We start from the raw sequence: 12,950 nt of genomic DNA on the forward strand, positions 1-12,950 counted from the left end.
TTTATACAACTGACTATATTGTCGCATTTCCTCGTTCATTAACTTAAAATGTCAAAACTTGCTGCTCAAGATAAATTTCTTGACCTATCAGATTACGGGAGATCCTTTGGAACTATGCTCGCTAATCTATTAAAAAACACACGGTTTACTCCTATTCACGTAACATTGCTATTTGGAGTATCAGGATTGCTTGCTATTTATTTTATTTTGGAAAATCAATTTTATCTTGCTGGATTTTTTATCATTTTAAAGTCAGGCATTGATGCCGCAGATGGTGAGTTAGCACGTATTAAAAATACACCATCTTACACCGGACGCTATTTAGATAGCGTGTTTGATATTATTCTGAATTTTCTTTTTCTAGTAACTATTTGGTACATAACTGAAACCTCTTTCATAATGACATTAGGTGCTTTTTTTTGTATTCAACTACAAGGAACACTTTACAATTACTACTACGTGATTTTGAGAAATAAATCTGTAGGAGGAGATACAACAAGCAAGATTTTTGAATACAAATCACCCAAAGCGCTAGGAAATGAGAGTCAAAAAGCAGTTGATATTTTATTCCAAATTTATAATGTTGTTTATGGAGGTTTCGATAAGATAATTCATATGATGGATAGCGATGCGTACAAAGTAAAAACGTTTCCGAACTGGTTTATGACCCTAGTCTCTCTCTACGGTCTAGGTTTTCAATTATTGATCATTGCCTTGATGCTTGCACTTAATTTAGCATCCTATATAATACCGTTTTTTATAGCATACACAATTTTGATTTTCGTTTTAATTGCGATAAGAAAATCAGTTCTCAAGGTCGAAGATCAGCGTTACTAAAACAACAGATCGAAATATCACAACATTTCCCGAAAAAACTATAACACCTTGTACTTCATTTAGTAGCATCTTTGTAATAGACATTTATTAATTATTAAATCTATATATTATGCCAAATTCAGAGGAAATAAAAGGAAACTGGAATGAAATGAAAGGTAAATTAAAGCAAAAATATGCTGAACTTACCGAAGATGATTTGTTATTCGAAGAAGGAAAAGATGACGAGATGTGGGGAAAACTACAGCAAAAATTAGGTAAGACTAAGAAAGAGATTATGTCTTTATTTGAATAAAAATTATCTATTAGTTGAAAAATCCTACTTGCATTATTTTCAAATAATTCAAGTGGGATTTTTTTTACTATTCTATTTACTTAACCAATCTTTAAAGTCTGCTACCTTTTCTCGACTTACTATAACCTCTTCCTCTTTATAGGATGGCAAAATTACTTTAAGTCGCGAATTGCTGTATACTATGATTTCTTTTATTGCTTTCATTGGAATGATGAACTTGCGGCTTATTCTATAAAATTGTTTAGAATCGAGCTCTTGTTCTAAAATTTCCAAAGTCGATTCAATAAGATAATCCCTATTATCAAAAGTGTGGATGTAAGTCCCTTTGTTTTCGCTATAGAAGCATTCGATTTCGTCGACAGCTATTACTTTTAGATGTTGACCAATTTTTACCGTAAATCTCTTTTTGTATTCTTTATCAAAAGGATTTGCCAGCATTTTTTTAATTTCCTCAAAATCAAGCTGTAACTTTTCTTGCTTAGGTAAACGTTCTTTAAATTTTGAAACAGCAGATGCTAAGTCATCCTCATCGATAGGTTTTAAAAGGTAATCTATACTATTCAATTTGAATGCTCTAAGCGCAAATTCATCATAAGCCGTAGTGAAAATGATAGCACTTTTAATCTCGATTTTTTCAAAAATCTCAAATGACAACCCATCCGATAATTGAATGTCTAAAAAAATCAAATCAGGATGTTCATTTTTAGAAAACCACTCAATAGCTTCAGCAACCGAATGCAACATCACTCCCACTTCAATATTTAGTTTATCTAATTTTCTTTGTAATAGTCTTGCTGCTGGTTTTTCGTCTTCGATTATGATTGTGGTCATATAGCTATTTCTTAAGTTTAGAGTATTTAGTAATTGGTAATTATCAACATAAAATTAATCAAAAACATGACTTTCCAGTAAACTCCAGTTTTGGATAAAATCTATTTTTGGATCTGAACAAAGATACACGGGAATATTATTTTCCTCGTCAATTACGTATTTATGCTTTATCATTTTTACTAATTTACAAGTTTTAAAAAATTTTTCAATTACCCGTTTTTCATTTCCAATACTGATACAAAATTCACCTTTAGTATTCCCAGTCCCCCAAGACCAGAAACTACCATGAGCACACACAGGATTAGGTAATTTGTATTTTTTTCCTATTATCTGAATGGCTCCCGCTTCACCATAATTTTCAGCCCAGATCATATATTTTTTTCTTTCACTTGATGGTAATGATTTGTACAAGTTATGCACTAACTGCACTTGCTCCTCCCAGCCAAACATATCAGCAAAATCATCTGTTAAAATAACTCGGCCGTCATCTTCAGGTTTTAGATTCAAATAGGAAACATAGGTTGAAATGGGAAGAACTGGAATTGCATGCGGTATAAAAGGGATTATAGGTATAAATAAAGCGGCTGCAACTGCATAATTCCATTTAGGACTGCCTTGAAGCAATCTTTCTACTTTAACTGCTCCTGCAGCAAAAAGTATTGGATACATGGCAAAAAAGTAGTACTCTTTTGACTGCATAAACCACATCACAATGAAAGTAACCACCGCTGCGATTCCCATGACCTTATACTCTTTTAGTTTGGAATCAAAAAAATAAGCATACAATCCTATCAAGCTTATAGACAAAACTAAGGGGTGTTTCAATTGTCCTAACACAAAATCAAAAATTCCGTTTTGATTTAACTGACTTTCTTTTAATTTTTGTAAATGTAGTAAAGCAGGAAAACCATGATCATATTGCCAAAATACATTTGGCAGGAAAATTATTAAAGTAATTAATCCTCCTACATAAAGCGTTCTGTTTTTAAATAAAATGCCCTTTTGATAAAAGAAAAGCCCGATCACTATTCCCATAATCCAAATTAGGAAAGTGTATTTATTCATCAATCCTAAACCACAAGATATTCCTAAATAAATAAGAAATTTTTCATTTTTAGAATTAAAATATTTCAATAAAAAGTAAAACCCTACTATCCAGAACAACTGATCAAAAGCAACTGGTTGAAACAACATATGATTGCGATAATATGGTATAAAAGATAAAACTGCAGTTCCAGCAAGCAAAACTGCCTTCTTTTTTCCTCCAAGCTCTATAGCAACTAAACAGCACAATACCAGAATTAGAACACCCGCCAAAGTGGAAAAAAAACGAACTCCTGACAAGGAATAACCAAAAACAAAATGAGCAACTTTACCAACTAAAGCGATAAACGGCGGAAATTCAAAATATCCCCAAGCTAAGTGCTCACTTGCTGATAAATGCAACAGTTCATCTCTATGGAAACCATAATTGTGATTTCCATAGAGATGAATAACTAATTTTATAATTGTTAGTATTATTAAAATAGGAAAGTACTTTTTCATTAAATCATTTTTGTAATTAACAGAGATAAAAACTGAATTACTCCCATTTTTCACTTTGATCCTTTTTCATGAATTCCTGAATTTTATTTTCTTCCCAATCGGTTCCAAAAAACAAGTCTCTACCAAAAACCGACAATCCGTGGGCAGCTAATCCAATTCCCCAAAAAAGTGCTGTACTCCAGGTTTCCCATTTCATGAATATTTCTGAGCTGTTATCATTGCTATTAAAATTCGAAAAAATAATAAAAGCATTTACCAGTACAAACACTAGCGAATGAACATAAAACCCTTTAATCCTTTTAACTCGCTTGTAGGCTAAGTTATATAACTCATCAGGGTTATTGCCTTGTTCTTGATAATTTTCAAACATTCTTCTTCTGTAACGTCCCATAATTTAGTCCTTTATTTGTTTGCTCCTTTTTTTTGATTCTCTTGCTCTTTGGTCATGAATTCCTTTATTTTTTGTTCTTCCCAATCTTGGCTCATAAAAGGCATATAATTAAAAACCTTCATTCCATGGATAACCACTCCTATTCCCCATCCTAATAGAGGCCAATAAAACCACAAATGGTTTGGCGAAGTCCATAAATTAAGTGCTAAGAGCCCTAAATTAACAAACACGTAAGAGGCTAGATTACTATAAAATCCTTTAATTTCATCAACTCTCTTTTTAGCATTAAAATATCGCTCGTCTTGTATATATGTATTTTCCATAATTATTTCCATTTTTGTTTAGATGTGTCTTTTTCTAAAATCTCTTGAATTTTACGCTCTTCCCAGTTTTTACCGTATCCGAAAACTTGTAAGGCATGCATAGTTAACCCAAAGCCCCAACCTAAAGCCGAAAACCAAAACCAATGAAATTGTGGTGAAAATTTGAGGTTGATAAAAATCAAAAATGGGATTACACAACAATACGAAATCAAGTTTCCATAAAACCCCTTTAGTTCTTCTACTCTTTTTTTAGCTCTAAAATAAGCATTGTTCTCATTATAATTTGCTGCTGCTTCCATAACAGTGGTTTGTTTTGTTAAAATTGGTATTTTGACCGTAAATGTTTTTTCGTTTTGTTCTATTATCACTTTTCGCTTGGTGATTATCGCATAGCGACTAATTATATTTTGAAGTCCTACTCCTTGCCTGTCTTGTAAAACTTCCTTTTTTTGGTAGTCATTTTGAATTACTAAAAAGCCGTTCTCGATATAAATTCTAATTTGTAAGGGTCTTTGGGCACTTATTACATTGTGTTTTACTGCGTTCTCCAATAAAAGCTGTAGTGAAAGCGGCACTACTTTGGCTTCTGGATCTGGATTTATTACTTTTAATTCGTACTCCAAACTGTCCTCAAAACGCATTTTTAATAAATTCATATATGTTTTGGCGAAAGTCAATTCTTCCTCGATAGAAACCAATTCTTTGTCTTTTTGTTCCAAAACATAACGATATACTTTAGATAATGAAGTAGTAAAACGTTGCGCATTATCTGGATTTTCTTCTATCAAGGAACTTAAGACGTTTAAGCTATTAAATAAAAAATGAGGGTCTATTTGATTCTTTAAACTTTCAAACTTGGCATTAGCAGTACCTGCAATTATTTTTTGTTCTTTTACTTTGTTCTCGTTATATGCCTTGTAGAAATAGATCAAATGAATTCCTAATAATATTACAAATGTTGTAATCGTAGCCACAATGTAATTTGCTGGTTTTTCATTAGTCAGAAAATCCGATAGAGTACCACCTTCTATAACTACATCTTCAAAAATCCGCAACAAGAATATGACAAATAAGGAAAGAAAAAATGAACTTAAAAACCCAACTACAATTCTTCTTATTGAATACTTTCGACTTTCAAAAAAAGTATCTAAGTAGATGTATAAACATGCATTAGAATAGTACAACACCATTCCGTAAAGCATTGTGTATAAAAAATTGATTTTTAAATGGTTATCAAATTTTATAACGCCTCCGTTCAGAACATCAATTATAAGTAATACTACAAAAATCGACAGAGAAATAAAAAATGCTCTTGGAAACTCTTTTAAAAATCTATTTATATTCATCTTTATTTTTTGAATAAAATCTTGTTTACTATTTACATTTGGCTTGTGCAGCTAAGGCTCTATCTAATCCCCAACTTGGTGAGAACAAAGTTTCAGGCTTAAAAGTAGCAAAAAGTCCAATAGCTTTTTCTATTTGAGCACACATGGGTTTTGTATCGGTTCCCCAAAACTGCGCCGCTCCTATTTCAAACTCTGCTTTACCAAAAATAACTCTCGGATTGTTTGGAGCCAATGCTTCTGCTTTACCATATAATCCCATAGTTGCTCCCGAGAGCTTTTGTCCATTAGTCATAGGGTCAAAACTTATCCAAGCCGTATTAATCATCGCTTGCATCACTAAAAGCTCGGCGTTAGTTTCGTCTTTAGCAAGTTCTAAACTAAGTGCGTTTTGAGCTTTAGTTAGTAATAAGGTAACTTTTTCTTTATCTTTGGTTCCAAAAGCAGCTGTTGTGTTTACCAAAGCTACATAATAATTAGGTAACCATTTGTTGGGCTCAGCAGCGGCAATTCTTTCGAATAAATCTGAAGCTTCGGTATTTTTTCCTTGTTTCCAAAGCCCAAATGCTTTTCCCATTCCTTGTTCAAATTGTCCTGCGCTCGCTGTAGCTGCCGATTGTTGGCCTTGAGCCGAAATAAAAGTAATTACAAATAATGTGAATGCGGTGATTAATTTAGTCATGATTTCTAGTTTTAAGGTTGATTAATTGTTTTATGATGATTAAAACGTTGATTATCTATAGTTCAAAAGTAGTCCTGATGTAACAATAAATAAATTTAATAGTACTGAACTGTCGCTTTTTGAGGATGAATCGGTTATTGGGTCCAAAGTTTGAAAGTCTAAAGTCTAAAGTGAGCATTGTTGCTAGTAATACTTTTAGGTCTTAAAAATCTTAATTTTGGACCTGTTACAACTTGCGACTTTCAAACTTGCGACTAATTATAAATTCTTCAACTGATTGTCTTTTTTGTCATTGCTGATGGTCCAAAAGAAACCAACGAAAAAGAATCGATCAGCAGTTGGAATAATTTCTTTTCTGTCATAAAAACCAGTATTGTCCGGATTCCTAGCGTAATCGTACCCGAATACATTTTGCGTTCCCAAGACATTTGAAACCGAGAAATACAAGATCTTTTGTTGACTGATTAGATAGGCCCAATTAAAACTAAGGTTGTTGTATGCCTTTGTTTTTCCGTTCATGAATTGAGTTTCATTAGGATTATTATAAGGACGACCCGAGCTAAACGAATTAGTAAATCCTATTTGTGAGCGCCAATCAGTGATGAAATATTTAGTAACGAGGGACAAAGAGTGATCAGCTACAAAACTTGGAGTTGCAGTGGTAGAGAAGTTTTTATAGTCTCTTTCCGTATCGATGTACGAATAGGACAACCAGTATTCCAAATTCCTCATAGTTTTGCCATCTCTCCAAAAGATATCCAATCCCTTTGCGTAACCTGATCCTGTATTGTTAAAAACAGAGTTGTAAGCAATCGCTGGCGTAGCATATTTTACTAAATTGTCATACGCTTTATAATACGTTTCAGCTCTAAATGTCTGATTGTCTTTGCTATATTGAAAATTAAGAATATAATGGGAAGCGCTCTCGCTTTCGAACTGATGTAATTTAGAATATTTGATATAATCTACGCTAGGGCTTTGAGTGAAATTCCCATAGGCCAAAGAAAACTGACTATTTTTTGACACCTTATACGCCATCGAAATTCGTGGCGCTATAGCCGTTTCATCAAGCAAATCATTGTATGATGCTCTTAAACCCACTTTGGCAGCTAACTTTTTAGAAAATAAAATGTCAGCCTCCGTAAAAATAGCAGCGATGTTAGAGTTGTACCCATTTGATTTAGTCGCACCTATATTAGGTATGAAATCTTCATCAAATTTGGTTATGAAATAATCACTTCCTAAAGACAATTTGAAATAATTAGAGAAATTCTTTTTTAGTTTTAGCTTCAAGTGTGCGGCGTTTTCGTCATTTACTACATTATCTAGATCAAGCCCTATTTGGTTCTTACTGTAACCGTAACTTAAACCCGTCACCAGTTGCCATCCTGTTCCAAAACGGCCATTGTATGAGGTATTAAAATAGAAATTATTGTTGTTCACAGCTACTCTTACCTTATCAGGTGTATTTATATTCTCTTGATTGATATCCAATTGTGAAGAATCGAAAGCAGCATAGACCTTCAAAATTCCGTTATTAAAATTATAGCGGTAAACCGACTCCCCAGACAAGGATTGAAACGGTTTGTTCCAATCTAAGTTTTGAGGAATAACAGCTTGATAGGGTGCTAAATTGATGTACGACGCATTTACGCTAAGCGAACTTTTATTCCATTTTTGAGTATTTCCTAATCCTAAACCAACAGTCATTAAGGAGATTTCGGTTTTGTTTTGATCGGGTGTATCCTCGGTATTTAATAGTAAAACGCTAGAAAGCGCTTCGCCATATTCGGCTGAATAACCTCCTGTTGAAAAGGCGATTCCACTGAACAAAAATGGAGAAAAGCGACCTCGTGTAGGCACATTCCCAATAGTTGCATTGTAGGGTTGCGCAACTCGAATTCCGTCAACAAATGTCTGCGTTTCATTGGCCTCACCACCGCGTACAAAAAGTCGGCCATCCTCACCTACACTTTGTGTTCCGGGTAAAGTTTGTAGCGCTGCAATGATATTTCCTGCTGATCCTGCCGTAGTTACAATATCCAGCGGTTTTAAGACTGCTACTCTTGCTTTATCACCTGTTTCCATCGTGCCTGCCGAAATAACAACGGCATCTAGTGTATTACTAGTTTCTTGTAATACGATTATTTTGTTTTGAAAATCAGTAATATTTATTGTTGTTTTACTCGTTTCATAAACTAGAAAGCTAGCAACTAGCACTTGGTTTCCTGTTGCAGTAGTTGTAAACGAAAAATGTCCGTTCTCGTTTGTAGTAGCACCATCATAAGTACCGTCAATATATATGTTTGCTCCTGCAATAAATTTTCCTTTTTTGTCTACTACTTTTCCCGAAATAGTACTTTGAGCAAATGATGCTGTTGCAAAAAATAAAATGACTACTGTAATAATTGATTTCATGTGGTTTGATTTTGATGATTCAAATGTAAATTAAATGTGTGCCATCAAAAATTGAAACTAACTGAACTGTTGAATATGTAGGATGAGTTGTTGTAATTTTTATTTTAGATTATATTTACACCAAACGTGACTGTGAGCAGTAGGTATTTTGCATGAGGGATAGCAGTGAAAATCCTTTTTTGAGGCTTTTTGGCCAAAAAAAAGATTGTAACGAATAGCCCGACCGACCCCGATAACTATCGGGATTTTGGAGGGCATGCCCAACTAATACAGCATTTATTAAAGAATAAAAACGATGACCGAAAAAGAGAAAATGATCGCTGGGGTGTATTACCATGCTGGAGACGCGACCTTAGTTAAAGATAGGCGACGTGCTAAAAACCTGCTTCACCGCTTGAATGTTCTAGAGTACCGCATTACCAAAAAAGCTAGAGATATAATTGCAGAACTGATTCCAGCTGTTGGAGCTAACCTATATATTGAGCCTCCGTTTCACTGTGATTATGGTTATAACATTGTTTGTGGGGACAATGTTTACTTTAATGTGAATTGTGTTGTGCTGGATTCTGCTCCCGTGCGCATAGGTTCGAATGTATTTTTTGCGCCTAATGTTCAGTTGTATACTGCTACGCATCCACTCGAAGCTGATTTGCGCAGAACACTAGAAAGCGCTTTACCCATTACGATTGGTGATGATTGCTGGATAGGAGGCAATTCCGTTATATGTCCGGGAATCACAATTGGCAATGGATGCGTTATAGGAGCTGGATCAGTGGTTACAAAAGATATTCCAGATAATTCGTTAGCGGTGGGTAATCCCGCAAAAGTGATTCGGAAATTGAATGAATAGGTTGCTAAAATTTAAAAAAAGTTCAAATAGAAAAATAGCCTATATTTGGCAAAAATCATTAACATTAAATAATTTATAATGAAACCACTTAGAGTATTCTTAGTTTTGCTGCTTCTTGTTGTAGCAAATTCGGTATCTGCACAATCTACATTCGATAAATGGCCCGCCATCAAAGAGTTTCACGATGTAATGTCAGAAACTTTTCATCCTGCAGAGGAAGGGAATCTAACACCTATAAAAGCAAGGTCCGAGGAAATGATGAATAAAGCTGCTGCACTTATGACTGCTAGTATGCCTGCAGAATTTAAGACTAAGGCTATCTATGCATCGGTTGAAAAATTAAAGGGACAGAGTAATGCACTGCATGACTTAATTACAACAAAGGGATCTGACGATGTAATTGTAAAATCATTAACTGAGATGCATGATGTGTTTCATGAAATTGTGGGACTTTGCTCCGAAACAAAAAAATAATAGACAAGCCTAATCATTCGATTAGGCTTTTTTGATGTACAATAATAAAAATGCTTAAAGATTTTAGTCAGGTGAAGTAATACCTTTTTTAAGTTGCTATAAAACAATACATCACCTACTAAATCACTTCTGCTCCAGCATCCATTTGCATAGAAGACAAAACATGTAACTTGTTTATGATACCTCACAAAATTATCCTGCAAGGGAATCGTTCTCTATAAAATGGCCGATTTCATTTTAAATATTTTAAATTTGCATTTCCTAAAAGGAACTTTAATAACGATTTTAAATCGATCCTGAAATGCACACCATTAGCCAAATAAAAAAAAACATTACGTTTATAAAATTACGAAAATTAATTATTGTATCGATTTTAATTAGTTTTCTCTCTGCCTTTTTAGGGATTTCATTGAAGAAACTCACTGAACATTATGAAGAAATCTTCTTTAATCAAACCACACTACACCCGGTCTTTATATTTATTTTTCCTGTTTTTGGATTGTCTGTAATTTATTTTTTGAGACAGTACGTTTTTAATAAAAAAGAAAATAAAGGAATAAACGAGATTTTTGCCAGTACTTCATCCAAAACAAAAAACCTCCCTAGTTTCAAGATTCCATCTCATTACATTAATGGTTTATTGACCGTAATTTTTGGAGGTTCAACAGGAATTGAAGTTTCAACAGTTGTAGCAACTGCAACTATAGGATCAGTTGCACAACGCAAGCAAAATGTTTTTAAAGACTACAAAACGGAGCTAATTTGCGCAGGAATTGCAGCAGGTATAACAGCTTTATTTAACAGTCCTATCGCTGGACTTTTTTTTGTGCTTGAAGTAATCTCAAGAAAAGTAACTCGTGCTTTTATCATTAGTAACCTCATTGCTGTAATTGTAGCTTTTGGACTTGTTTATTTAATTGATGAAGAACCTCTTTTTAATGTACACATCACAACTTGGCATACCAGCGCGATACCTTATTTTATCATTCTAGGAATAATTGCGGGAATCAATTCTGTCTATCTAACACGATGTGTATTGTTTTTCAAGAACAATTTAGGAAAAATTAAAAGCCACTATTACCGCATTTTTATAGGATCAGCACTACTGAGTTCTTCTTTATTTTTCTTTCCGGAACTTTATGGAGAGGGATACCATGCTATTAAAATGATATTCACGAACCCAAATGAGATTAAAATCACTTCTGGATTACTTGTTACTTTTATAGGGATCATTATTTTAAAACCAGTAGTGACCTCAGCTACTTTATTTTCCGGAGGAGACGGAGGTGTCTTTGCTCCCAGCCTGTTTATTGGTGCTTTTTTAGGTTTACTTGTAGCATTAATCTTCAATACTTTTTTTGATGCTAATGTGATTCCGCTTAACTTTATGGTAATCGGAATGGCTGCCATGTTAAGTGCCAGTATTCATGCCCCATTTACTGCCTTATTTTTAATTTGTGGTTTGATTAATGACTACACTTTATTTTTACCAATTCTATTTGTTTGTCTCATTTCGAAATATACAGCTCAGGCAATTTATCCTTATTCTGTTTACTCATACGCAACAGGAATAATAAAATAATTTTATGGCAATCCAAAAAATAAAGAGAACATACCGCAAAACAAAGTATATCTTGTATAAGGAGACTTTAGTTGATTTTAAAGAGCATTTTTGGGCTTTTATAGGATCTTTTGCTGGAATAGGAATAATTGCCTATCTACAATCTCGAACACTTCCAGATTCAGATGTAGTTTTCCTCATTGGATCTTTTGGAGCTTCGTGCGTTCTAATTTATGGTGTCATACAAAGTCCCTTAGCACAACCCCGAAACTTAATAGGAGGTCATGTAATTTCTGCAATTGTAGGAGTCACTGTCGCGCAACTTGCACCTGATATTATGTGGTTAACCGCAGCGCTATCTGTTTCGATATCCGTGATCCTAATGCAACTCACAAAAACATTACATCCACCAGGCGGAGCTACCGCTTTAATAGCAGTGACAGGGTCTGCACAAATTAAAGCGCTAGGATATTGGTATGTACTTTCACCTGTTTTAAGTGGTGTTTTAATTCTTTTATTTGTTGCTCTTATAGTAAATAATATGACTCCCAATAGATACTATCCCACACATAAAAAATACAAGAAAATTAGAAAAATGATTCACAAAAATCTTCCTGATTAGCCTCCACCATCAATCTGTACAAGGAGTCTTAAAATGGTTTTTGCAACTTATTTAGACTACAATTTTTAGAAGATCTTTATAAATTATTAGACTTCATACTAAAAAATCTTATTAACAAATCAAGAATCTGTGCCTAAAGTTCAAGAAGATATTTAAAATTAAATTTTACCTTTGACCTCTCATTAAAAACAAAGATTATGGTTTACAAATTCAGAGTAATTCTAGATGCCGAAGAAGATATTTTTAGAGATATTGCGATACTTGCTGATGACACTTTAGAAGACTTACACAATGCAATCTTCAATTCATTTGGATTTGATGGTATGGAAGTAGCCTCTTTTTATACTTGTGATGAAACGTGGAATCAAGAAGATGAAATTTCGCTTTTTGATACAGGAGATGTTCTTGGAGAGCAAAAAATTATGAGCGATTATGTACTATCTGATATCCTTGATGATGAAAACACTAAGATTATCTACGTATATGATTTTATCAATATGTGGACATTCCTCGTCGAACTTGCTGCTGTTGAAGAGCAAGAGGTAGGTAATTTATATCCTGAAACTTTATTCTCCCATGGTGAAATGCCAGATGAAGCTATGGAAAAAAACTTTGAAGCAGATAATGCCGATGACTATGCTAACGACTATGAAGATGGATTAGATGAGGATGATCTAGACATGTTTGAAGGTGACGATAGTTTTGAGGACTATGGTTTTGAAGAGAATTGGAATTAAAATAGTTTAAAAAAAAGAATCAAGAGCCAAGATTAAAGACCTCA

14 protein-coding genes are annotated in these 12,950 nt (G+C 33.8%); 7 read left to right on the forward strand and 7 right to left on the reverse strand.

Going from position 1 to position 12,950, the window contains the following annotated elements; genetic code table 11:
- Nucleotides 1-48 precede the first annotated feature (48 nt).
- Entirely contained in the window at nt 49-837 is a 789-nt protein-coding gene (locus tag H8R22_RS12645; RefSeq protein ID WP_187010756.1) for a CDP-alcohol phosphatidyltransferase family protein, read from the forward strand.
- 109 nt (nt 838-946) lie between these two features.
- On the forward strand, nt 947-1,129 hold the full coding sequence (locus H8R22_RS12650) for a CsbD family protein (RefSeq protein WP_187010757.1): 183 nt from the start codon (nt 947-949) through the stop codon (nt 1,127-1,129).
- A 72-nt stretch (nt 1,130-1,201) separates the two neighbouring features.
- Here H8R22_RS12650 and H8R22_RS12655 read toward each other — a convergent pair whose 3' ends face one another.
- The 7 genes from H8R22_RS12655 to H8R22_RS12685 all read right to left on the reverse strand — a co-directional run bounded on the left by H8R22_RS12655 (nt 1,202) and on the right by H8R22_RS12685 (nt 8,662).
- Complete coding sequence (locus tag H8R22_RS12655; protein ID WP_187010758.1) at nt 1,202-1,960, reverse strand: LytR/AlgR family response regulator transcription factor; 759 nt, start codon at nt 1,958-1,960, stop codon at nt 1,202-1,204.
- Nucleotides 1,961-2,014: 54 nt separating this feature from the next.
- On the reverse strand, nt 2,015-3,505 hold the full coding sequence (locus H8R22_RS12660; RefSeq protein WP_187010759.1) for an ArnT family glycosyltransferase: 1,491 nt from the start codon (nt 3,503-3,505) through the stop codon (nt 2,015-2,017).
- 37 nt (nt 3,506-3,542) lie between these two features.
- Entirely contained in the window at nt 3,543-3,896 is a 354-nt protein-coding gene (locus tag H8R22_RS12665; RefSeq protein ID WP_187010760.1) for a 2TM domain-containing protein, read from the reverse strand.
- Nucleotides 3,897-3,907: 11 nt separating this feature from the next.
- Nucleotides 3,908-4,219: a 2TM domain-containing protein gene (locus H8R22_RS12670; RefSeq protein ID WP_225876025.1), complete on the reverse strand. Its 312-nt coding sequence runs from the start codon at nt 4,217-4,219 to the stop codon at nt 3,908-3,910.
- Between the two features lie 2 nt (nt 4,220-4,221).
- Nucleotides 4,222-5,565 (reverse strand): 2TM domain-containing protein, encoded by a 1,344-nt coding sequence (locus H8R22_RS12675; RefSeq protein ID WP_187010762.1) that lies wholly within the window; start codon nt 5,563-5,565, stop codon nt 4,222-4,224.
- Between the two features lie 28 nt (nt 5,566-5,593).
- The gene (locus H8R22_RS12680) at nt 5,594-6,244 is read right to left on the reverse strand and encodes a hypothetical protein (protein WP_187010763.1); all 651 of its coding nucleotides are present in this window, start codon (nt 6,242-6,244) and stop codon (nt 5,594-5,596) included.
- A 258-nt stretch (nt 6,245-6,502) separates the two neighbouring features.
- Nucleotides 6,503-8,662, reverse strand: coding sequence for a TonB-dependent receptor (locus H8R22_RS12685; RefSeq protein ID WP_187010764.1), 2,160 nt, complete (start codon nt 8,660-8,662; stop codon nt 6,503-6,505).
- 295 nt (nt 8,663-8,957) lie between these two features.
- Here H8R22_RS12685 and H8R22_RS12690 point away from each other — a divergent pair, with 295 nt between their 5' ends.
- The 5 genes from H8R22_RS12690 to H8R22_RS12710 all read left to right on the forward strand — a co-directional run bounded on the left by H8R22_RS12690 (nt 8,958) and on the right by H8R22_RS12710 (nt 12,906).
- Nucleotides 8,958-9,512 (forward strand): sugar O-acetyltransferase, encoded by a 555-nt coding sequence (locus H8R22_RS12690; protein WP_187010765.1) that lies wholly within the window; start codon nt 8,958-8,960, stop codon nt 9,510-9,512.
- A gap of 78 nt (nt 9,513-9,590) precedes the next feature.
- On the forward strand, nt 9,591-9,986 hold the full coding sequence (locus tag H8R22_RS12695) for a hypothetical protein (RefSeq protein WP_187010766.1): 396 nt from the start codon (nt 9,591-9,593) through the stop codon (nt 9,984-9,986).
- 301 nt (nt 9,987-10,287) lie between these two features.
- The gene (locus H8R22_RS12700; RefSeq protein ID WP_187010767.1) at nt 10,288-11,568 is read left to right on the forward strand and encodes a chloride channel protein; all 1,281 of its coding nucleotides are present in this window, start codon (nt 10,288-10,290) and stop codon (nt 11,566-11,568) included.
- Nucleotides 11,569-11,572: 4 nt separating this feature from the next.
- Nucleotides 11,573-12,169 (forward strand): HPP family protein, encoded by a 597-nt coding sequence (locus tag H8R22_RS12705; RefSeq protein WP_187010768.1) that lies wholly within the window; start codon nt 11,573-11,575, stop codon nt 12,167-12,169.
- A gap of 197 nt (nt 12,170-12,366) precedes the next feature.
- On the forward strand, nt 12,367-12,906 hold the full coding sequence (locus H8R22_RS12710) for an IS1096 element passenger TnpR family protein (RefSeq protein WP_187010769.1): 540 nt from the start codon (nt 12,367-12,369) through the stop codon (nt 12,904-12,906).
- Nucleotides 12,907-12,950 lie beyond the last annotated feature (44 nt).

The sequence above is a fragment of the Flavobacterium kayseriense genome (assembly GCF_014305095.1).
GTDB classification, from domain to species: domain Bacteria; phylum Bacteroidota; class Bacteroidia; order Flavobacteriales; family Flavobacteriaceae; genus Flavobacterium; species Flavobacterium kayseriense.

Bases quoted from the DNA above. Each gene is read 5' to 3' on its own strand.
- H8R22_RS12645 (WP_187010756.1), top strand. From the start codon at position 49: ATGTCAAAACTTGCTGCTCAAGATAAATTTCTTGACCTATCAGATTAC.
- H8R22_RS12650 (WP_187010757.1), top strand. From the start codon at position 947: ATGCCAAATTCAGAGGAAATAAAAGGAAACTGGAATGAAATGAAAGGT.
- H8R22_RS12655 (WP_187010758.1), bottom strand. From the start codon at position 1,960: ATGACCACAATCATAATCGAAGACGAAAAACCAGCAGCAAGACTATTA.
- H8R22_RS12660 (WP_187010759.1), bottom strand. From the start codon at position 3,505: ATGAAAAAGTACTTTCCTATTTTAATAATACTAACAATTATAAAATTA.
- H8R22_RS12665 (WP_187010760.1), bottom strand. From the start codon at position 3,896: ATGGGACGTTACAGAAGAAGAATGTTTGAAAATTATCAAGAACAAGGC.
- H8R22_RS12670 (WP_225876025.1), bottom strand. From the start codon at position 4,219: ATGGAAAATACATATATACAAGACGAGCGATATTTTAATGCTAAAAAG.
- H8R22_RS12675 (WP_187010762.1), bottom strand. From the start codon at position 5,565: ATGAATATAAATAGATTTTTAAAAGAGTTTCCAAGAGCATTTTTTATT.
- H8R22_RS12680 (WP_187010763.1), bottom strand. From the start codon at position 6,244: ATGACTAAATTAATCACCGCATTCACATTATTTGTAATTACTTTTATT.
- H8R22_RS12685 (WP_187010764.1), bottom strand. From the start codon at position 8,662: ATGAAATCAATTATTACAGTAGTCATTTTATTTTTTGCAACAGCATCA.
- H8R22_RS12690 (WP_187010765.1), top strand. From the start codon at position 8,958: ATGACCGAAAAAGAGAAAATGATCGCTGGGGTGTATTACCATGCTGGA.
- H8R22_RS12695 (WP_187010766.1), top strand. From the start codon at position 9,591: ATGAAACCACTTAGAGTATTCTTAGTTTTGCTGCTTCTTGTTGTAGCA.
- H8R22_RS12700 (WP_187010767.1), top strand. From the start codon at position 10,288: ATGCACACCATTAGCCAAATAAAAAAAAACATTACGTTTATAAAATTA.
- H8R22_RS12705 (WP_187010768.1), top strand. From the start codon at position 11,573: ATGGCAATCCAAAAAATAAAGAGAACATACCGCAAAACAAAGTATATC.
- H8R22_RS12710 (WP_187010769.1), top strand. From the start codon at position 12,367: ATGGTTTACAAATTCAGAGTAATTCTAGATGCCGAAGAAGATATTTTT.